At 68.2% G+C, this 19,422-nt stretch carries 17 protein-coding genes; 12 read left to right on the top strand and 5 right to left on the bottom strand.

Annotated features, from left to right (window positions below; all coding sequences use genetic code 11):
- On the bottom strand, positions 1 to 1,802 hold a 1,802-nt coding region (gene metG, locus PPSIR1_RS08675; RefSeq protein ID WP_006970652.1), incomplete at its 3' end, for a methionine--tRNA ligase.
- Between the two features lie 99 nt (positions 1,803 to 1,901).
- Here metG and PPSIR1_RS08670 point away from each other — a divergent pair.
- The 5 genes from PPSIR1_RS08670 to PPSIR1_RS08650 all read left to right on the top strand — a co-directional run bounded on the left by PPSIR1_RS08670 (position 1,902) and on the right by PPSIR1_RS08650 (position 5,696).
- A complete protein-coding gene (locus PPSIR1_RS08670; RefSeq protein ID WP_006970651.1) occupies positions 1,902 to 3,041 on the top strand; it encodes an ABC transporter substrate-binding protein in 1,140 nt (379 codons plus the stop codon).
- The gene (locus PPSIR1_RS08665; protein WP_006970650.1) at positions 3,038 to 3,778 is read left to right on the top strand and encodes a metallopeptidase family protein; all 741 of its coding nucleotides are present in this window, start codon (positions 3,038 to 3,040) and stop codon (positions 3,776 to 3,778) included. Before PPSIR1_RS08670 ends, PPSIR1_RS08665 begins: the two co-directional genes overlap by 4 nt.
- Positions 3,775 to 4,467: a hypothetical protein gene (locus PPSIR1_RS08660; protein ID WP_006970649.1), complete on the top strand. Its 693-nt coding sequence runs from the start codon at positions 3,775 to 3,777 to the stop codon at positions 4,465 to 4,467. Before PPSIR1_RS08665 ends, PPSIR1_RS08660 begins: the two co-directional genes overlap by 4 nt.
- A gap of 104 nt (positions 4,468 to 4,571) precedes the next feature.
- Positions 4,572 to 5,330 carry a hypothetical protein gene (locus PPSIR1_RS08655; protein ID WP_157595339.1) on the top strand — a complete coding sequence of 253 codons (759 nt, stop codon included), beginning with the start codon at positions 4,572 to 4,574 and terminating at the stop codon, positions 5,328 to 5,330.
- Between the two features lie 72 nt (positions 5,331 to 5,402).
- Positions 5,403 to 5,696: a hypothetical protein gene (locus PPSIR1_RS08650; protein WP_006970647.1), complete on the top strand. Its 294-nt coding sequence runs from the start codon at positions 5,403 to 5,405 to the stop codon at positions 5,694 to 5,696.
- Between the two features lie 67 nt (positions 5,697 to 5,763).
- Here the strand turns inward: PPSIR1_RS08650 and PPSIR1_RS08645 are convergent, their stop codons facing one another.
- Together PPSIR1_RS08645 and PPSIR1_RS08640 are read right to left on the bottom strand one after the other, a co-directional pair.
- Positions 5,764 to 6,768, bottom strand: a complete 1,005-nt coding sequence (locus tag PPSIR1_RS08645; protein ID WP_006970646.1) for a lipocalin/fatty acid-binding family protein — start codon at positions 6,766 to 6,768, stop codon at positions 5,764 to 5,766.
- 433 nt (positions 6,769 to 7,201) lie between these two features.
- Positions 7,202 to 7,693 (bottom strand): redoxin domain-containing protein, encoded by a 492-nt coding sequence (locus PPSIR1_RS08640; RefSeq protein WP_006970645.1) that lies wholly within the window; start codon positions 7,691 to 7,693, stop codon positions 7,202 to 7,204.
- Between the two features lie 302 nt (positions 7,694 to 7,995).
- Between PPSIR1_RS08640 and PPSIR1_RS08635 the strand changes: the two genes are divergently transcribed.
- From PPSIR1_RS08635 to PPSIR1_RS45820, 5 genes are all read left to right on the top strand, one after another.
- Positions 7,996 to 8,415 carry a rubrerythrin family protein gene (locus tag PPSIR1_RS08635; protein ID WP_006970644.1) on the top strand — a complete coding sequence of 140 codons (420 nt, stop codon included), beginning with the start codon at positions 7,996 to 7,998 and terminating at the stop codon, positions 8,413 to 8,415.
- A 115-nt stretch (positions 8,416 to 8,530) separates the two neighbouring features.
- Positions 8,531 to 9,949: a heterodisulfide reductase-related iron-sulfur binding cluster gene (locus PPSIR1_RS08630; protein WP_006970643.1), complete on the top strand. Its 1,419-nt coding sequence runs from the start codon at positions 8,531 to 8,533 to the stop codon at positions 9,947 to 9,949.
- Complete coding sequence (locus PPSIR1_RS08625; protein ID WP_006970642.1) at positions 9,946 to 10,509, top strand: DUF3501 family protein; 564 nt, start codon at positions 9,946 to 9,948, stop codon at positions 10,507 to 10,509. The genes PPSIR1_RS08630 and PPSIR1_RS08625 overlap by 4 nt, the downstream gene beginning before the upstream one ends.
- A gap of 78 nt (positions 10,510 to 10,587) precedes the next feature.
- On the top strand, positions 10,588 to 11,658 hold the full coding sequence (locus PPSIR1_RS08620; RefSeq protein ID WP_157595338.1) for a hypothetical protein: 1,071 nt from the start codon (positions 10,588 to 10,590) through the stop codon (positions 11,656 to 11,658).
- Between the two features lie 243 nt (positions 11,659 to 11,901).
- Positions 11,902 to 13,485 (top strand): reverse transcriptase domain-containing protein, encoded by a 1,584-nt coding sequence (locus tag PPSIR1_RS45820; protein ID WP_086001148.1) that lies wholly within the window; start codon positions 11,902 to 11,904, stop codon positions 13,483 to 13,485.
- A 78-nt stretch (positions 13,486 to 13,563) separates the two neighbouring features.
- Here PPSIR1_RS45820 and PPSIR1_RS08615 read toward each other — a convergent pair whose 3' ends face one another.
- Together PPSIR1_RS08615 and PPSIR1_RS08610 are read right to left on the bottom strand one after the other, a co-directional pair.
- Positions 13,564 to 14,232, bottom strand: a complete 669-nt coding sequence (locus tag PPSIR1_RS08615; RefSeq protein ID WP_006970639.1) for a phosphatase domain-containing protein — start codon at positions 14,230 to 14,232, stop codon at positions 13,564 to 13,566.
- A gap of 122 nt (positions 14,233 to 14,354) precedes the next feature.
- Positions 14,355 to 15,068: a phytochelatin synthase family protein gene (locus PPSIR1_RS08610; RefSeq protein ID WP_006970638.1), complete on the bottom strand. Its 714-nt coding sequence runs from the start codon at positions 15,066 to 15,068 to the stop codon at positions 14,355 to 14,357.
- Positions 15,069 to 15,226: 158 nt separating this feature from the next.
- On the opposite strand from PPSIR1_RS08610, the gene PPSIR1_RS08605 reads away from it, so the two are divergent.
- On the top strand, positions 15,227 to 17,617 hold the full coding sequence (locus PPSIR1_RS08605) for an FG-GAP repeat domain-containing protein (protein WP_157595337.1): 2,391 nt from the start codon (positions 15,227 to 15,229) through the stop codon (positions 17,615 to 17,617).
- A gap of 109 nt (positions 17,618 to 17,726) precedes the next feature.
- Positions 17,727 to 19,385, top strand: coding sequence for a patatin-like phospholipase family protein (locus tag PPSIR1_RS08600; RefSeq protein ID WP_006970636.1), 1,659 nt, complete (start codon positions 17,727 to 17,729; stop codon positions 19,383 to 19,385).
- Positions 19,386 to 19,422 lie beyond the last annotated feature (37 nt).

Genomic DNA, 19,422 nt, shown 5'->3' with positions numbered 1-19,422 from the left:
TTGCCCACGCGCAGGTCGACGGCGTCGAGGCTGTCGATGGTGGCCTCGGGGGCGAGGGGCTCGACCTCGTAGTCGTAGCGGACCGCCCCCTCCCCGTCGCGGTCCTTGCCCAGGGCCGCGTCCGCCTCGACGTCTTGCTTGCTGGCCTCGATGAGCGCGTCGAGCTTCTTGGCGGCGAGGCGCTCGGCGAGGACCTCGTAGGGCCCGAGCTCGAGACCCTCGGCCACGGGCGCTGTGGCGTTGGCCCAGCTCAGCGGCGCGTCGAGCTTGAGCATGCGCTCGACCTTGGCGCCCCACTCGGGCAGCACCGGCTTGAGGATCGCGCCGATGAGCTTGCTGACCTGCACGCCCGCGGACACCACGGCCCGCGCGGCCTCGGGATCGCTCTTGACCTTCTTCCACGGCTCTTGCTCGGAGAAGTAGTTGTTGCAGGCCTCGGCCATCTCGATGGCCACGCGCAGGGCTGCGGCGCTGTCGAAGTCGGCGTAGAGCCCCGGCACGGCGGCGAACGTGGCCCGCGCGTCGTCGACGAGCGCCTGCCCCTCTTCCGTCAGCGGCCCCGTGGTCCCGCCGAGCTTGGCGTGCAGGAACTTGATGCTCCGGCTGGCCAGGTTGGCGGCCTTGTTGACCAGGTCGGCGTTGACCCGGTTGACGAAGTCCTCCATGGCCAGGTCGAAGTCGTCCTGGTTGTTGCCCAGGCGCGCGGCCAGGTAGTAGCGCAGGTAGGCCGGGTCGACGTGCTCGAGGTAGGTGTTGGCGAGGATGAAGGTCCCGCGGGACTTGCTCATCTTCTCGCCGTTGACCTTGAGCCAGCCGTGGGCGTGGACGCGCGAGGGCACGGTGTAGCCCGAGGCGTTGAGCATCGCCGGCCAAAACAGGCAGTGGAAGTAGACGATGTCCTTGCCGATGACGTGGACGATCTCGGTGCCGTCCTCGCCCGCGCCGGCCTTCCACCAGCCCTCGACGCTCTCGTCGTCTTTGCCCTGGCACCACTTGTCCGTGGCCGCGATGTAGCCGATGGGCGCGTCGAACCACACGTAGAAGTACTTGCCCGGGAAGCCCGGGATCTCGATGCCGAAGTAGGGCGCCTCCCGGGAGATGTCCCAGTCGCGCAGGCCCTTGTCGACCCAGTCCATCACGAAGCGGCGCACGCTGTCCTGGAGCACGGTGCTGCCGCCCTCGCTGACGGGCTTTAACCACTCGCGCAGGAATTCCTCGTGGCGGCTCAGGGGCACGAAGAGGTGCTCGCTGGTCCGCAGCACCGGCTTGTCACCGGACACGGAGGAGTAGGGGTCGATGAGCTCCGTGGGCCGATAGGTCGCGCCGCAGTTGTCGCAGCTGTCGCCGTACTGGTCGGGGGTCTTGCAGACCGGGCAGGTGCCCTTGACCAGGCGATCGGGGAGGAACATCTGGTCGACCTCGCTGTAGAGCTGCTCGACCTCGCGGACCTCGATGTCCCCGCGGGCGCGCAGGGCCTCGAAGATGGCCCCGGCGTGCTCGCGGTTCTCGTCGCTGTGGGTGGTGTGGAAGATGTCGTAGCCGATGCCGAAGCCGTCGTAGGCGGCGACGTGCTCCTCGTAAGCCTTGGCGATCAGCGCCTCGGGCTCGATGCCCTCCTTGCGCGCGCGGACCTGCACCGGGGTGCCGTGGGTGTCCGAGGCCCACATGAACACCACCCGCTCTCCGCCCATCTTGCGGGCGCGCACGTAGACGTCGGTCTGGATCGCCTCGAGCATGTGTCCGAGGTGGATCGAGCCGTTGGCGTAGGGCAGCGCGGCGGTGACGAGGACCTTCTTGGCCATGGGTGACGGGTTGTAGCAGTTCGGGCTAGCGGGGGCCACGCGAGGGCGGGGATGGCCAGCGGATGGCCGCTACTTTGGGCTTGCCGCTACACTGCCACCGTGATCAAACCCAGCCACCAGTGGGAGACGCGAGCGCACCAGGCCGTGCGCGTGGACACCCTGGACGCGGACGCGGATCTGGGCCCGAGGGCCGAGCGATTCGAGCTGCGCTTTGGGGACCACAGCCAGGGTTGGGCGGCGTGCGGACTCACGCGGCAAGTCGTCGACACCCGGGGGGCCAAAGACCCCGACCTGATCCACGCGGTGTCGTGCTGGCTCATCGCCCGGGGCGCGCGGACCATCGACCTGCGCACGGACACCGGCGAGCGCCTCGTCGAGGGAGCCATCCACCCCGCCGAGCTCGGCGTCGCCCTCGACGCCCGCCACCCCGAGCACGCGCTGGTCTCCCTGTGCCCCTCGAACGCCGAGGCGCTGTGGGCCCTGGAGGTGTTCGGGCGCGTGGTCGCGTGCGAGGACAGCTCGGACTTTCCCCCCGAGGTCGAGGAGCGCGAGCGCCTCGGGCCCGACCTGGGCCCCGACCTCGACCGCGTCGCCGCCATCGCCGGGGAGCTCGAGCGACCGCTGCTCGCCGTCAGCTCCCTGTCCGTGCCGGGCATGGAGCGCGTGGTGACGGGCCTGCGCGCCCGGGGCATCGCCCAGGTCGTGCTCGCGCCCCGGGGCCTCGACGATGTGCTCGCCGGCATCGAGCGCCTGGGCGCGGCCCTGGACGACGCGGCCCTGACCCGCGCGCGGGCGGTGGTCGCCGACATGCGCGGGCAGATCGGCGCCCTCGAGACTGCCGCGGCCCGCCGCCCCCGACCGGCCCGGGTCTACCTCGAGTGGTGGCCCCGGCCGATGTTCACCCCGGGCGCGGCCTGCTACAGCAACGAGCTCATCCGCCTGGCCGGGGGGGTCAACGTGTTCGGCGAGCGCCCCGGCTCGAGCCTCGAGATCTCGACCGAGGAGCTCGTCGCGGCCGCCCCCGAGGTCTGCTTCGTGTCGTGGTGCGGCGTCGCCGAGGACAAGCTCGACCCCCGCCGGCTGATCGAGCGCCCCGGCCTCGAAGACCTCCCGGCGGCCCAGGGGGGCGCGGTCCACCGCCTCGACGAGCGCTTCTCCGGGCGCCCCGGCCCGCGCATGCTCGAGGCGGCTCGGCGCATGGCCGCGGCCATCGACGCGACGGTAGACTCCCCGGCGTGAGCACGCGACCGCGCACCGACCTCGACGACGAGCTCCACGAGCTGTGGGCCCAGTACCGCGAGGCCCTGAACTTCGCCGACGCCGAGGCGGCCCGCCGCCTGCTCGCCCAGCTGACCGAGCGCCTGGGCGAGGACGACCCCGACATCCGCTACGAGCGCGCCGCCGAGCGCTGGAACGCCGAGGGGCCCGCGGCCGCTCTGGGGCCCCTCGACGCCCTGCTCCGCGACCACCCCGAGCACGCGGACGCCCACCACGCCCGCGCCCTGGCCTGCGGCGAGCTCGGGGACCAGCCCGGGATGATCGCCCACTTCCTCGAGGTCCTGAAGCTCGACGCCGCCCAAGACCTCGCCGCGCCCCTCGACGCGAGCGCGCGCGAGGAGGCCCTGGCCTTCATCACCGCGACCGCCGAGGAGGTCCTCCGTGAGCTGCCCGAGCGCTTCCTCCGAGAGCTCGACAACGTGCCCGTGGTGCTCGAGGAGCGACCCCACGAGGACATCGTGCGCGCCGGCTTCGACCCCCGCGCCCTCGGGCTGTTCGAGGGCCTCGAGCACGGGCAGCAGACCACGGAGTTCCAGCTGACCGCGCCCACGCGCATCGTGTTGTTCACGGCCAACCTGCTCGCGGACTTTCCAGAGCCCGAGCTGCTCGCCGAGGAGATCGAGATCACCTTGCTGCACGAGATCGGCCACTTCTTTGGCCTCGACGAGGACGGCGTCGAGGCCCTGGGGCTGGCGTGAGCTCGAGTCGCCACCTCAGTCTCGGCTGCGGTCTCGGCCTCGCCCTGCTGCTGCTGGGCGCGTGCAACCCGAAACCCGACACTCGAGATCCGGACCCCGACAGCGGCTCGGAGCCCGCGACCCCCGAGCCCGAGCCGACCGACGCCGAGCCCCTCGCGTCGACCCCCGAGCCCGCGCCCCCCGAGCCCGACCCCGAAGCCCTCAGCTGGCTCGACAAGGGCGAGCTCAGCCCCTGCGAGGGCGTGTGCGCCCAGGTCCACGCCTGCCTGATCGTCGGCGCCGATCGAGACCTCTCCCCCCGAAGGCTCGAGCGCGACGCGGCCCAGCTCGAGCTCGCCTGCCTGCGCACCTGCGTGATCCAGCCCGCCCGCTTCGAGGGCTGCGGGGACACCCTCGCGCGCCCCGACGAGCCCGCCATGGCCTGCGCCGACTACCTCGAGTGCGTCGAGACCAAGTGGAGCTTCTCCGGGGTCCCCGACGCGGCCGGCGGCGTCAGCGAGTCCGACGGCTGCAAGGCCGCCTGCACCCGCTTCAACATCTGCTACGACGGCACCTCCGAGCGCGCCGAGCAGTGTGCGCACAAGTGCCGCGAGCTGCTCGAGCCCCACGATCAGCGCCTCGTGGGCGAGTGCGCCAAGCTCGAGGGCTGCGACGCGGTCGAGAGCTGCGTGTCGAACTTCGACCGCTGAGTCGTGGACGTGGGGCAGGGAGGGCGTGGCGTCGTCCACGACGGCTAAAATGGAAAGGGACTGTGAATTCATTCACAGTCCCTTAGATGCGCTACCCTGGAGCCGTGCGACCCCCCCTCGGCCTCACTGCGCTTCTCGCTTGCGGCCTCGCGTGCACGCAGGGGAGCGTCGAGGTGGGCGGCGAGGACTCGGACGGCACGGCGCGGAACGGCGGCGGCCCAGCCCAGGGCAGCACGGCTCGACTCGCCGACAAGCCGGCAACGACCACCCCCGAGCGCCCCGGCCCCGTCGCGGTCACCCTCGCCGCGCCGGTCCCCGTGGTCGACGTCGCCTTCGAGGCCAGCGGCCCCTGCGAGCGCCAGTGCGGCCAGGTCGGCGAGTGCATCGGCCTCGACGCCGAGGTCAGCTCCCGCGACGCGACCTTGCTCGAGCTCCAGTGCCTGGGCATGTGCGAGAAGGCCCCGGACAGCGACCCGGCCCGCGAGCGCTTCCTGGCGTGCGGCGACGCCCAGTCCCAAGCTGGCCAGGCGGCGAACCCCGAGACTTGCCCCGAGCTGATCGCCTGTGCCGACCGCGAGTGGGCCGCCCTCGCCGAGTCCGCGGCCATGCCGGAGCTCGGGGCGGTGATCGACGGCGCCATCACCTGCACCCAGGCCTGCTCGTGGATCTACCACTGCATGGCCTTCAACACGCCGCCCAACACCGGCGACCTCGACCCCATGCAGCTCGAGGTCGTCAACTCGGGCTGCGTCGATCTGTGCGAGACGATCAGCGGCGAGGACGAGGAGCTCGAGAACCTCGAGCGGGCCTACCACTGCCTGCAGAGCAAGTGCACCTCGGACGCTTTCGAGTGCCTCGAGTAGCGCCGCGAGGGGCCGCTCTGGCCCTCGATCCACTTTTTTGGACCCCGCGCGAGACCGTGCCAGGGTCCTCGCATGCAGCTCGCCGTCTTCGAGGCCCGCATCGCCGAACTGGTCACCGACCTCGCCACTTATCACGGCTACCGCACGCTGTGGCTCGATCTCGAGGATCGCATCGTGCACACCGAGCCCGAGATCGAGCTCGGGGGTCACGGCTTTCGCTACATCACGACGCTGTTCCAGCCCAACCGCGAGGTGCTGACGGCCGAGATGCTCAAGATCGTGCCCGTGGAGCTCGACGAGCCCGTGCGCCGCGCCCTGTCGAGCTGGGAAGCGCCCGCCGTGGCGACCCCGGCCTTCGCGGTCTGAGCCTCAACCCCTCCGCCCTTCGGCGCGCACGCGAGAGCACCTGCGGGACCCCCCGCGGTGCTCTCGTTCAATTTTTCTTGTAGCTGAGCCGGAAGGTCATCGGCGTCTTGAGCTGATCGGCGACCAGGCGGTGGTGGACGGTCATCCGCTTGCGGTCCTCGTTGAGCACGTAGACGATGGTCTTGGTCGCGTCCGGGGCCATGAAGGTGGTGATCAGCTTGCCGTCCTTTTGGCGGACCTTCACCTTGTACTTGTCCCCGTTGTACTTCATCGTCGTGGTCGGGCCGTCGATGGTCGCGCTCCACGAGCCGCCGGTGGTCCCGAGCTTGAAGGTGACCTTGTCGCCGGCGATGCTGATGGTGATCGGGGTCTCGAGGATCTGCGTCTTGGTCAGGCGCTTGCGGGCCACGCCGCGGATGATCGCGGCGACCTGATTGGCGGCGCCCTCGATGGCCTCGGCCAGCTTCTTCTTCTGAGCCGAGCCGCCCGTATAGGTGTAGGTGCCGGCGTAGTCCGCCATGGTGATCGGCGGGGGCGGAGCGGGCTTTTCGGGCTCGGGCGCAGGCGCGGGCGCGACCTCGGCCGGCGCGGGCTCGGCCGGCGCCTCCGCGGCAGCCGGGGCTTCGGGCTCCGCCGGCGCGTCCTCGCTCGGGCTCTCGGCCGGCGCGGCCTCGCTGCCCCCCGCGGCGGCCTTGGGCGTCCCCTTGGCGCTCGATACGGCGGCAGGCTCCGCCGGCGCGGCTCCGGGCTCGGCCGCCCCGCCGGTCTCTCCACCGGCCTCGGCGGCGGCCAGGGCCCCGGTCTCCCCGCCGGTCTCCCCGGCAGCTTCGGGCTCGCCCGTCTCGCCCGCTGCGACCGCGGCCCCCGTGTCGGCGGGCTCGGCCGCCGCGACCGGCTCGGCAGCTTCGGCCCCCCCGTCCTCGTCGAGGGCGTTGATCCAGTCCTCGTCCGGCGGCGGCTCGTCGGGCAGGTCCTCGACCGAGCCCTTGCAGGCCACGCCGAGCGCGAGGCTCCCGGCCACCAGGACGGTCAGCAACGAGGACGAGGACGAGCGGAGCCAATCGCAGCGCATGGGCCACGATAGCACCCGCCACCGACGCCCTCGCTCGAGCACAAAAAAGGGCGCGTCAGCCATGCCGCGTGCCCTGTTCTTCTGCCTTCGCCGAAGGCACGAACATCATTGCCCACCAACCAGAGCGGAGGAGCGGAGGAGCGGAGCGCCCCCAGTCCACAGCCCCCCGCGGGACAAACGAAAATCGCCCCCTTCAGGGGGCGACCCAATGCCCATGCCAAGGCACGAACATCATTGCCCACCGGCCAGAGCGGAGGAGCGGAGCGACGAAGCGTCCCCAGCCCCACGCGGGACAAACGAAAATCGCCCCCTTCAGGGGGCGACCCAATGCCCATGCCAAGGCACGAACATCATTGCCCACCGGCCAGAGCGGAGGAGCGGAGCGACGAAGCGTCCCCGGTCCACAGCACTCTGCGGGGGCCTGACAGTACAGTCAGCCCTGGAGCTTCTCGACGGCGGCCTTGACCTCGTCGTAGTTGGGCTCCTGGCCGGGGTTGTCGGCGACCCAGGCGTACTGGAGCTTGCCCTGCTTGTCGACGACGAACACCGAGCGCTTGGCCGCGGTGTAGCCGGTCATGCCCGCGAAGTCGTCGTGGGCGATGTCGTAGGCGCGGACGGCCGCGCGGGCGTAGTCCGAGAGGATCGGGAAGTTCAGGCTGTTGCGCTCGGCGAAGGCGGCGTTCGAGAAGGGCGCGTCGACGGCGATGCCGTAGACGGCGGCGTCGAGATCGTTGAACGCGGCGATGGAGTCACGGAAGGTGCACAGCTCTTTCTCGCACACGCCGGTGAACGCGGCCGGGAAGAAGGCCAGCACCACGTTCTTGCCGCGCTGCTCCGAGAGCGTCACGGCTTCGCGCTTGTGGTCGGGGAGGGTGAAGTCGGGGGCGTCGGATCCGATGGTCGGCATGTGGTCCTCGGCGCTCATCTAACCGCCCGAGCGGGTGTTTGCCAACGATCGTCCGGACACGATCCATCGACGAACGGGTCTCACCTCAGCCGCCCCACCCAGTCTGGCTGCGAACGGACATGCGCAAGAGCTCGCCCTCCAACCTCTGGATTTTGAACTGAATTGCGAATTCAGCGACCCAGAGGGGTCTGCGTTGGCAACCCCGCCTGGGCGTGATAAGTGCATCTCGGCGTCGCTTCCATCCGCGGCGCCCGCTCGCGCGGCGGCCCTCCCTCCGGGTGCCCGCGAGCGCACTGACCACTCCTCAACAGGACTTCGAGATGGCAGACCTCAACGGCACCAAGACCCACGAAAACCTCAAGGCCGCCTTCGCGGGCGAGTCCCAAGCCAACCGCCGCTACCTCTACTTCGCCAAGGTCGCGGACGTCGAGGGCTACCCCGACGTCGCCGGCCTGTTCCGCGACACCGCCGAGGGCGAGACCGGCCACGCGCACGGTCACCTCGACTACCTCAAGCGCGTCGGCGACCCGGCCACCGGCCTGGCCATCGGCAGCACCGACCAGAACCTCAAGGCCGCCGTCGCTGGCGAGACCCACGAGTACACCGACATGTACCCGAGCATGGCCAAGACCGCCCGCGACGAGGGCTTCGGCGAGATCGCCGACTGGTTCGAGACCCTCGCCCGCGCCGAGAAGTCCCACGCTGGCCGCTTCCAGAGCGCCCTCGACGACATCGACTGAACGCGCCGCGTCAGCCGCGAAAGGCCGCACCTCACCGGTGCGGCCTTTTTCCATTGGTGCGGACCCGAGGGGGCCTCAGCGCCTTGATTCGGGGCCTCGCTGGGTTAGGGTCGGCGTGCGCGAGTCCGCGATGGCCGAGAACATCTCCTACCAGCCCACCGATGGCCTGAGCTACGACCCCAACGACCCGGTCTACTGGGACGAGCACGCCCTGGCCAAGGAGGTCACCCGAGCCTTCGAGATCTGCCACGGCTGCCGCATGTGCTTCAAGTACTGCGACTCCTTCCCCAACCTGTTCGAGCTCATCGACGACAAGTACGACGGCGACGTCACCAAGCTGAGCAAGACCGAGACCGACGGGGTCATGGACGACTGCTTCCAGTGCAAGCTGTGCGAGGTCCAGTGCCCCTACACCCCCCGGGACAAGCACGAGTTCCAGCTCGACTTCCCCAAGCTGGTCCACCGCTACCAGGCCCACCGCGCCAAGGTCGAGGGCAAGACCCTGCGGGACATCGCCCTGGGCGACCCGGACCGCGCCGCGATGATGGCCCGGGCGAGCTTTGGCCTGGCCAACGTCGCCAACCGGGTGTCCGCCCACCGCTGGTTCATGGAGAAGGTGCTCGGCATCCACCGCGACAAGCTGCTGCCGCCCTTCGCCATGGAGACCTTCGACCGCTGGGCGACCCGAGAAGGCCTGGCCGTCGAGGGCCCCGGCGGCGAGGCCGTGCTGTTCCAGACCTGCTACGTGCAAAACAACGAGCCGCAGATCGGCAAGGACACCGTCGAGGTGTTCCAGCAAAACGGCGTCGACCTGCGCTGCACCCGGGGCCTGCGCTGCTGCGGCATGCCGACCTGGGAGCAGGGCGACCTCGACGGCCTGCGCGAGCGCGCCAAGCACAACCTCGACATCCTCGAGCCCTGGGTCGACGCGGGCGCCAAGGTGGTCGCGATCAACCCGACCTGCGGGATGATGCTGCGCCGCGAGTACCCCGAGCTCGTCGCCCCCGAGGACAAGGAACGCGCGGCCAAGGTCGCCGAGGCCGTCCGCGACCCCGGCGAGTTCCTGTGGTCGATCCGCAAGCAAGAGCGCTTCAACACCGAGGTCGCCGCCAAGCCCGAGGGCGCCGTGGCCTACCACGCGCCCTGCCACCTGCGCGCCCAGGCCGTGGGCTTCAAGGGCCGCGACCTCATCCGCAAGATCACCGGCGTGCGCCCCGGGACGGTCATGGAGTGCTGCGGCCACGACGGCACCCTGGCCATGAAGGTCGAGGGCTTCGAGTACTCCAAGCGCGTGGGCAAGAAGGCCTTCGACGGCATGAAGGAGGCCGAGACCGAGCTGTGGGCCACGGACTGCCCCCTGGCGGCCACGCAGTTCGAGCAGCACGCCGGCGTCCGGGCCATGCACCCCATGAGCGTGCTCGCCCGGGCCTACCGCGGCGACAGCTTCGACCCCAAGCGCGCGCCGAGCCACAACACCCCCAAAAAGCGCTTGCCCATCGTCGGGCAAGCCAACGCAGAGCAGGACCCGTCATGAAGCCCGTCGATCGCAGCCAGATCCTCGACTACGTCACCTACGAAGAGCAGCGCGAAGGCATCCGCGCCGAAGCCCTCGCGGCCAAGGCCCCGCGCCGCCTGGGCGTCGGCGAGTACATGACCTTCCTGTTCGACAACGCCACCACGGTCCGCTACCAGGTGCTCGAGATGGTCCGCACCGAGCGGCTCGTCAAAGAGGCCGACATCGTCCACGAGCTCGCCACCTACAACGAGTTCATCGGTCCCAAGGGCACGCTGTGCGCGACCTTACTGATCGCCATCGAGGGCGAGGCCGAGCGCCAGGTCAAGCTGCGCGCGTGGATGGGCCTGCTCGACCACCTCTACGCGACCCTCGCGGACGGGCAGCGCGTGCGCCCGAGCTGGGATCCGCGCCAGGTCGGCGAGGAGCGGCTCAGCTCCGTCCAGTACCTGAGCTTCGAATTCGGCGCGCAGGCGCCGGTGGCCATCGGTGTCGACTGGCCCGAGCGCGAGCTCGTCGTCGAGCACGCGTTGACCGACGAACAACGTGCAGCGCTGCAGGCCGACCTCGACGCGGAATGACATTGGCACTCGAGCCCGGGCCGCAGCACGGCCCGGACACCGCGCAGGCTCAGCCGGCTACACTCGCGAGCCATGGTCATGCCTGCTTCGAATCGCTTGGTCTCCTCCCTGTTCACCTCCTCGTTGATCGCCGCCGCCATGGTGCTCGGCGCGTGCTCGGACGACGGCGGGGGCGAGGACGAGGCCGCGGGCACGGAGGACACGGGCGAGGACGAGGAGAGCACCGACGAGGAGACCACCGACGAGGGCGGCGAGTGCACCCCCCCGCCGGAGGACACCCAGGAATTCGGCACCCAGCAGTACGTCGAGGTCGTCAACGGCGGGGCCGCGGCGGTCTACATCAAGGGCGGACCGTGCGGGGCGGCGATCATGGAGCTCGAGATCGACGGCGAGCCCTGGCGCGACAACACGGCCCTGTTCGAGCGCTGCTCGACCGTCGTCGAGAACGACTACTGCGAGGGCAGCTGCGCCCCCGAGGACGGCCTCGTGCCCTCGATCCGCATCGGCGCCGGAGAGAGCCTGTTCCTGCCCTTCGACGGCGTCGCCTACGTCCCCCACCCCATCGCCGACGCCTGCCAGGCGCTCGAGACCTGCCCGCCGCCGAGCGAGTGCCAGGTCGCCAGCATCGTCCCCGACGGCGCGAGCATGACCGTCATCGTCACCGCCTACGACACCTGCAGCGACCCCATGGCCTGCGGCTGCGACATGGCCGAGACCTGCGAGATGGCCAACGTCAACGTGCACTCGGCGATCAGCGGCGGCACGGTCACGGGCAGCGTGACCCTGACCTACCCCGACGCGGGCCAGCCCGTGCTGATGCTTCAGTTAGCCGGGTTTTGTCTTGACGCTGCTCGCTCCTCAGACAAAAACCCGGGCCCATGTGCCTCAACAACGGCGGGCTCAAGACGAGCGAGCGACAGCAGTAGACATCGTCCGCGTCTCCTCGCCAAGTACAAGCAACTGGTAACAGCCTGCTCGCCGGAGCTATCCCTGCCCTCGGTGACGTCACGAGTCCTCGGGCTCATCACTCCGGTCGTGGAGCAAGACCTTAGCGACCTCCAGGAACATGCAAAGGTCTTTCTCGTTGCAGCCGATGAGCAGATCCGCCAACTCGTGTTTGGGGGAGCATCCCGATCTCATCGCTTGTGACGGCTGCAAAAGGAGCGCCATGCGCGCGCAACATTCATTCCGACTGGAACTTGGCTTATCCGAATCCAAGCGCTTGTAGACTCGGGACACCATCTCTTGTATCCTTAAGGAAGGTCCCGAGGGGATCGAGGCTGATCAGCTGATTCTGGGTGTGCGACCGTGCACGGAGACCACTCAGGACGGCATCTCCCGAGTGTCAGCTCAAGAGACGCATGAAATGTACTTTTCCTTCTGACTGGCCGGATGGTGGAGTTCGGGGCCTTGAGCCCCGGACTCCGCTTTCTTTCAAGGGATGTAAGTATGGCAAGTATTGATTTCTGGGCAGAGAAGATCGAGTCTGAGGCACAGAAACTAGTCCGTCGACACCAGCGATACGCGGCGCGGCTGGAAGAGAGTGTTCAACGCCAGATGAGGCGATCGGGGCGGCCGGTGGCCAAGGAGGTCCTCACCCCTGACTACTGGACGATCGATCCCGGCTTCAGTCCATACGCAGCCAGGAAGCGTGCTCGGCGCATAGCATATGCAATCGACAAGTCACTACGAAGTGGCTCGTACACCCCACGCCCGTCGATCGCTTACCAAGTGCCTAAGGCCGATGGGACGCTACGGACGGTGTCAGTGTTCCAAGTCGCGGACAACGCTGTCTCCCGAGTCACGTTCCGCACACTAATACGTAAGAATGCATCTCGATTCAGTTCGAGGTGTTATGCATACCGACCAGACATCACCATACATGATGCAATCCACTATCTATCAAGGAGTCTGCGACACTCTGCAAAGGTGTTCGTCGCCGAATTCGATTTCAGCAAATTCTTCGATCACCTCTCACACGAATATATCGTATCAATACTAAACTCTGGCCAATTCATTTTAACCAAGCGCGAACGGGAAATATTACTAGCCTTCCTGCAAACTCCAACACTGAGAGTTGATAATTACGTTTCCTCAACGAGCGAGACCAGGGGTTGCGGCATTCCACAAGGCACATCGGTTTCCCTCTTCCTCGCAAATGCTGCCGCGTCTCGTCTTGACACGCAACTTGAGGGGATTGGCGTCCGTTTTGCCAGGTATGCGGACGACACCATAATATGGTCTCATGACTACACTGAGGTATGCCGGGCAGTCGAGATATTGAACTCAGCAGCTCAAAAGATGGGAGTCGATATTAACAACCGAAAATCACCAGGTATTCGGATCCTGCGCTCTCCAGATGAACATGATGCAGAGCTTCGAAGCACACCGCATGTAGAGTTCTTAGGCTATAAGATCTCAAAAAACAATATTAGCATCAAGGACTCGAAGATTGCAGACGTGAAATCGAGGATGTCTAAAATTATATACACCAACCTCCTCGAGTCGCTAAAAGCAGGAAACGTTGTCAGGAATCGACTGGGCACATCCCCGGACCCCGACTATGTCACAGCGATATATCAACTCAGGCGCTATTTGTATGGAGATCTCACAGAGCGCCGGCTACTTCGCCACCTTTCTCGCACAACACCTCGGCTACATTACAAGGGGCTAATGAGCTTCTACCCCCTAATCAACGATGACGAGCTACTTGTAAACTTAGATGGATGGTTGACCCACACCTTGTTCACTTCTTTAAGGGCACGGGCGAACCTTCTGCTACAAAGCACCGGCCATCACATAACTGGCGCTCCCTACGGTTTGGCCAAGGGTGACCTTGTTCGACTGCGAGTCGGGTCGATTGACCTAACGATTCCATCGTTTGTCAGAATTGGAAACCTCATGAGGAGAGCTTCAGCTGTACATGGCCCAAATGCGGTGGCCAACGTACTTTCAATCCACTATTACTCTCGGTGAGTGACCGGAGAGCCGTGAAAAAACCAAGCAAGAACCATGAGTTCGCGCCAACTGGGCGGGGGCTGCTCTCCACCAAGGTCAACCGCCGTAGCGCTCGAACCACGCCCGCAGCCGCTCGCGCTGCAAGCGATTGAGGCGGATCGTCGGCCGACCCAGGCGCATGGTCGCTTCGGCCTGCTCGGGGTCGCTGAACTCCCCCCGCGCCAGGCCGACGGCCGCGGCGATGGTCGCCGAGCGCCCGTGGCCCGAGGCGCAGTGCACCAGCATGGGTCCGCGGCGCTCGACGAGGGGGCGGACGATGGCCTCGATGGCCTCGGCGTCGCCGATGCGCGTGTCGAGGATGCGGTGCAGCTGGTAGCCCGGGTGGCCGTGGACCTCGGCGTGCACGGGCCACTCGGCGGTCAGATCGACGATGGTCTCCACGCCCGCCGGCAGGTCCGCGCCCCGGGGCCGGCGACCCACGAAGATCCCCGGCGCGACCTCGTTGGCGCTCGCCTCGAGGGCGTGCTCGGTCCACCAGATCGCGTAGAGCAGGCCGAACATGGGCAAGCCGGCGATCACGAGTACGACCGGGAAGCGGCCGTCGGGGCGCTTGCCGAACAGCTCGGGCCGGTCGGCCCAGTAGGCGACGCCCACGAGCGCAGCCGCCAGCGCTGGCCACAGCAAGAGCAGCGCCCAGCCGCCCAGGGTCAGGGCCAGGCCCGCGAACAGCAGGGCCGAGAGCGTGAAGATCACCGGGATGATCACGGCGGGACCCTACTGGCTGCGCGTAGCGCCGACCAGCCCGCTTTGGGGAGTGGCGACGTCGAACCCGGCTCGAGACCAGGCGGAGACTCAGCGGAGACCTACTGACAGACTGGACTACTGACCTACTGAATCAGGAGCAGTCCGCGCTTTTTGTCCGTCGACGAGTCGACGGTGTCGATCGCCGCGTGCAGCCGCTCGGTCTCCACGAGCCAGGGCGCGTAGCTCTCGTTGACGTCGAGGACGAACACGAGGTCCTGCTGTTCGAGGTAGCCGCCGATCGGCGAGTGGTGCCCGCCGCCCTCGCGGAACAATGGCCCGCGCAGGAAGTTGATGATGTAGCGCCGGTCCGGGTCGTTGGCGTGGCGCATGTGCTCGCGGAACTCGTCGAGGCTCAGGTCGCGCAGCACCGTGACCTCGCGGCCGTCGAGCTTTTGCTCGGCGATCTCGGCGAGCTCGTCGAGGGTCAGCCCGGGGATGCACTCGCCCAGGCGGCAGTAGCCCGTGCCCTCGAGCACCTTGTCGGGCGCGGCCTGGGGGTCGACGCCCACGGAGACCTGGACGTTGGCGACGCTGGTCGGGCCGCACCACGAGACGCGCGGCTGGTAGATCAGCGCGTCCTGTTGGTAGGTCGCCGCGACGGGCAGGGCCCAGGCCTGCTCGAGCAGCGCGGGGTCCTGGTAGCTCGTCGCCTCCTTGATCGAAACAACATCGTAGACCTTGGGCTTTAGCGCGATGCTCGCGTAGGCAAAGAGGCCGATCAGGATCGCCACGAAGGCACCTGTCACCATGAGCAGGATCCGGCCGATTCGTCGCTTGGGCTTGGTGCTTTCCGTCATCGTGACTACTCCCGAGAGGCCCCCAACTGGGGCTTTGTGAGGCCCGGGAGCCCGCGACAGTCTACGCGAGGCTGTCTTTGATGTTCCCACGGGTTTTTGGTCACAGGCCCGGACATGCCCGCCCACGAATCGTCGCGTCCGCGGCTATGATTCCCGCCATGCGATGGCTTTGTGGAGTTCAGGATCGCTCGATCGCGCTGACCTTGTGCGTCGGCGCGGCGATGCTCACCTCGGGCTGCGGCGACGACGGGCGACCCGCGGACGACAGCAGCGGCAACGACGACGACGTCGGCATCGAGTCGACGGCCGGCACCGAAGACGACGCCGGCACCGAGACGACCAGCGGGGGCATGGAGACGACCGAGAGCTCCGAGACCGAGGGCTGCGACGCGCCCTGCGGCGACGAGTGCTGCGGACCCGACGAGGTCTGCGACCCCGACCTCGGCCAGTGCATCATCGACTGCGGCGAGGACGTCGAGCCCTGCGGCGACGACCCGGCCGAGTGCTGCGACGGCGGCGAGGTCTGCTACGCCGGCAACTGCATCGTCCCCGGCGATCCCTGCGAGGAGCCCGTGTGCGCGACGGAGACCCTCTCGGACTGCCCCGAGGGCGAGGTCTGCGACCCCGACCTCGGCGCCTGCGTGCCGATCATGGCCAACTTCGACTGCACCTACGAGCCCGAGGTCGGCGTGTTCGACCCGGTCCCGCGCTTCACCTGGGGCGTCCGCCAAAACCGCAACTGCACCGTCGACGCGGACTGCCAAAAAGAAGAGGTGTGCACCATGGGCAGCTGCGAGGTGACGTGGAACCACATCACCGTCGAAGAGGGTGACAACACCAACTTCTACCAGGTGGTCTCGACCCCCTCCGTCGCCGACCTCGACGGGGACTGCATCCCCGAGATCATCTTCAACACCTACCGCAACTCGGAGTACACGACCAACGGCATCCTGCGGGCGATCCGCGGCGACACCGGCGAGAAGGTGTGGACCTTCAACGACGCCAACTACCGCTCGGACTCCGGCGCGACCCCGGCGATCGGCGACCTCGACTACGACGGCAACCCGGAGATCGTGAACCCGGGCCAGGGGCAGTGGCTCTACGCCCTCGACTACCAGGGCAACTTCCTGTGGCAGTCCGACAACTACACCAACCCGGGCAAGTCGGGCTCGCCCTCCCTGGTCAACATGGACCTCATGGGTGACGCCGAGATCGTCTACGGCAACGCGGTCTACGACTCCTCGGGCAACCTGCTCTACGAGGGCAACGGCGGCGCCGGGGACAACGGCAGCGTCGGCCACCTGTCGTGCGTGGCCGACCTGAACAACGACCTGCGCCCCGACGTGATCGGCGGCGGCACGGCCTACACCTTCACCGGCACCGTCGGGGTCGACTTCGCCGGCTCGGTGCTGTGGGAGAACGGCGGGGACGCGTTCTGCGGCGTGGCCGACTTCCACCTCGACGGCGTGCCCGAGGTCGTGCTCGTGCGCAGCAACGACATCCTCGTCCTCGACGGGCCCACGGGCGCGACCCTGGCCAGCATCCCGATCGCGGGCGGCGGCGCCGGGGGCCCGCCGAACATCGCCGACTTCGACGGCGACGGCATCCCGGACATCGGCACCGCCGGCGGCAACAACTACGTGGTCGTGCAGTTCGACGGCGTCGACACCCTGACCCAGCTGTGGCAGGCCGACACCAAGGACGGCTCGTCCCAGCGCACGGGCTCGTCGGTGTTCGACTTCGAGGGCGACGGCCGCTCCGAGGTCATCTACGGCGACGAGTGGTACCTGCGCATCTACCCGGGCACGGAGCCCGACTGCGCCCTGGTCCCGCCCGGCCCCGGCTGCGACGGCGACATGACCGACGACGAGGTCCTGTTCATCGACATCAACTCCTCGCGGACCCGCGCCGAGTACCCCCTGGTCGCCGACGTCGACGGCGACTTCAAGGCCGAGATCATCGTCAGCACCAACAACGAGTCGGGCCAGGGCGCGATCGGGGACGCCGGCGTCGAGGTGTTCGAGGACCGCCTCGACAACTGGGTCGGGACCCGGGCGATCTGGAATCAGCACACCTATCACATCACCAACGTCACGCCCAAGGCCGGCATCCCCATCGTCGAGGAGAACAACTGGACCACGCCGATGGAGTCGCCCTACAACTCCTACCGGCGCAACTCTCAGGGCGCCGTCGCGGAGAACTGCGCCCCGGACCTGGTGCTCGAGGACCTCGCGCCCGTGGGCCCGTGCCTCGACACCGTGCAGTTCAAGGTCCGCGTGTGCAACCAGGGCTGCCTCGGCGTCGGCCCGGGCGTGCAGGTGACCTTCACCGAGGAGGACGCGGGCTTGCTGGGCACGACCGAGACCGACTCGGCCATCCCCGCCGGCGGCTGCCAGACCGTCAGCATCACCGTGCCCGCCCCCGGGGTGGCGCCCTACTCGGTCAGCGCCAGCGTCGACGACGACGGCATGGGCGTGGGCGCCTTCAACGAGTGCATCGAGGACAACAACGGCATCGGGCCGGAGGAGCTGTGCGTGTCGATCGGCTAACCCTGACGAACGTTTCGAGCTGAGAACACGCGCCGGGGCGCTCCGCGAGGACGCTCCGGCGCGCGTCTTTGCCCGCCGACGGCCAGCCCGCGCTCTGGTCTAATGGGGCATGTCCGAGGTCACCGTGTCCGCCCGCGTGTGGGTGAGCCAGCGCGACGCCTTCACCTTCCCCGAGCGCGAGGTCGAGGCCGTCATGGCCCGCCCCGACGCCGCGCTGTGCTTCTCCGGCGGCGGCTCCCGGGCGATGAGCGCGAGCTTGGGCTACCTGCGCGGCCTGACCAAGCAGGGCCTGGTCGATCGGGTCCGCTACATCAGCGCCGTGTCCGGCGGCTCGTGGGCGACCTCGCTGTTCACCTACTACCGCGCGGGCGCCCGCGACGACGCGCAATTCCTCGACCTGGGCCTCGACGCGCCCACGGACCCCGGGACCCTGAGCCTCGACGCCCTCGGGGCCGAGCTGCCCGCGGGCTCCATGGCCTCGGTGATCACCAGCTCCCTGCGCGACGCCCTGTTCGAGGCGATCCGCGAGGGCGGCGAGCAGAACATCTGGAACCGCGCCGTCGCCAAGATCTACCTCGAGCCCTTCGGCCTCGTCGACCCGCAAAAGGTCCTCGCGCCCTGCCTCGACGCGGCGACCCGCGACGCGATCCGGGCCCGCCCCGGCAACGCGGGCGTGCCCGGCCTCGAGCCCGACAACTTCATCTTCCCCCGCCCCGGCCGCCCCTTCCTGGTCGTCAACGCGTGCATCGTCGAGCCCGACGACACCCGGGCCTTCGCGGCTCAGAACCCGATCAGCTTGCAGTGCACCCCGCTCTACGTGGGCAGCCTCCAGCCCCTGAAGATCCGCTACGCGGGCGAGCCCTTCGGCGACGTGGTCCTGCCCATGGGCGGCGGCGCGGTCGAGAGCTTCGCCTTCGGCGGTGAGGGCCCCGCGCAGGTCCAGTCCGGCGAGCTGAGCTGCGTGCCGACCAACCCCGTGAACATCCAGGCCCGCCAGACCCTCGAGTTCGCCGTCGGCTGCTCGAGCGCGGCCTACGGGGCGGTCGCCGACGAGCTGCCGATCCTCGACGACATGCGCCAGTACACCCCGACCCTGCCCTACTGGCCCGTGCGCGAGGGCGCCGTGCCCGAGACCCGGGTGTTCGACGTCGCCGACGGGGGCGTGCTCGAGAACTACGGCCTGCTCGCCATGCTCCAGCGCCGCGTGCCCAAGGCCGTGGTGTTCATCAACACCAACACGCCCATCGACCTGGACTACGTGCCCTTCGCCGAGGGCCGCCACGGCAAGGTCAAAGACAAGCTCGACGTCTACCTGGTCAACCTCTTCGGCGTCGAACAGAGCTCGACGGGCACCGACCTGCAAAACAACACCGTGTTCACCCACGCGGCCTTCAAAGCGCTCGTCGCGGCCCTCCAGGCCAAGCGGCGCGCGGGCGGACCGGTGGTCGTGCGCCAGCGCCTCGAGGTCCAGGCCAACGACTGGTGGGGCATCGAGGGCGGCTGGAGCTGCGAGATCATGTGGGTCTACCTGGCCCGCCTCCCGCAGTGGGAGGCGAAGCTGCCCGAGGACACCCGAGAGGCCATCGACGAGGGCGACCGGGCGATCTTCAAAAAGCACCTGCTGCGCAACTTCCCCCACTACAAGACCATCGCCGAGAACACGGGGACCCTCGTCGAGCTCACGCCCGCGCAGATCCGGGCGCTGGCGGCGATGAGCGAGTGGGTGATCGAGTCGAGCGCCGACGAGCTTGGCGAATTTCTGGGCTGAGCCACTGCGAACACCTGGCCGAGACTCTCAATCTCCA

It is taken from the genome of Plesiocystis pacifica SIR-1, assembly GCF_000170895.1.
Lineage (GTDB): Bacteria > Myxococcota_A > Polyangia > Nannocystales > Nannocystaceae > Plesiocystis > Plesiocystis pacifica.
Note: the sequence above shows the minus strand (reverse complement) of the source record. Positions and strands in the feature narration are given on the sequence as shown.

Excerpts from the sequence above, each read along its gene's own strand:
- PPSIR1_RS45820 (WP_086001148.1), top strand. The coding sequence starts at position 11,902 with ATGGTGGAGTTCGGGGCCTTGAGCCCCGGACTCCGCTTTCTTTCAAGG.
- PPSIR1_RS08645 (WP_006970646.1), bottom strand. The coding sequence starts at position 6,768 with ATGCGCTGCGATTGGCTCCGCTCGTCCTCGTCCTCGTTGCTGACCGTC.
- PPSIR1_RS08640 (WP_006970645.1), bottom strand. The coding sequence starts at position 7,693 with ATGAGCGCCGAGGACCACATGCCGACCATCGGATCCGACGCCCCCGAC.
- PPSIR1_RS08650 (WP_006970647.1), top strand. The coding sequence starts at position 5,403 with ATGCAGCTCGCCGTCTTCGAGGCCCGCATCGCCGAACTGGTCACCGAC.
- PPSIR1_RS08620 (WP_157595338.1), top strand. The coding sequence starts at position 10,588 with ATGCCTGCTTCGAATCGCTTGGTCTCCTCCCTGTTCACCTCCTCGTTG.
- PPSIR1_RS08605 (WP_157595337.1), top strand. The coding sequence starts at position 15,227 with ATGCGATGGCTTTGTGGAGTTCAGGATCGCTCGATCGCGCTGACCTTG.
- PPSIR1_RS08635 (WP_006970644.1), top strand. The coding sequence starts at position 7,996 with ATGGCAGACCTCAACGGCACCAAGACCCACGAAAACCTCAAGGCCGCC.
- PPSIR1_RS08625 (WP_006970642.1), top strand. The coding sequence starts at position 9,946 with ATGAAGCCCGTCGATCGCAGCCAGATCCTCGACTACGTCACCTACGAA.
- PPSIR1_RS08600 (WP_006970636.1), top strand. The coding sequence starts at position 17,727 with ATGTCCGAGGTCACCGTGTCCGCCCGCGTGTGGGTGAGCCAGCGCGAC.
- PPSIR1_RS08610 (WP_006970638.1), bottom strand. The coding sequence starts at position 15,068 with ATGACGGAAAGCACCAAGCCCAAGCGACGAATCGGCCGGATCCTGCTC.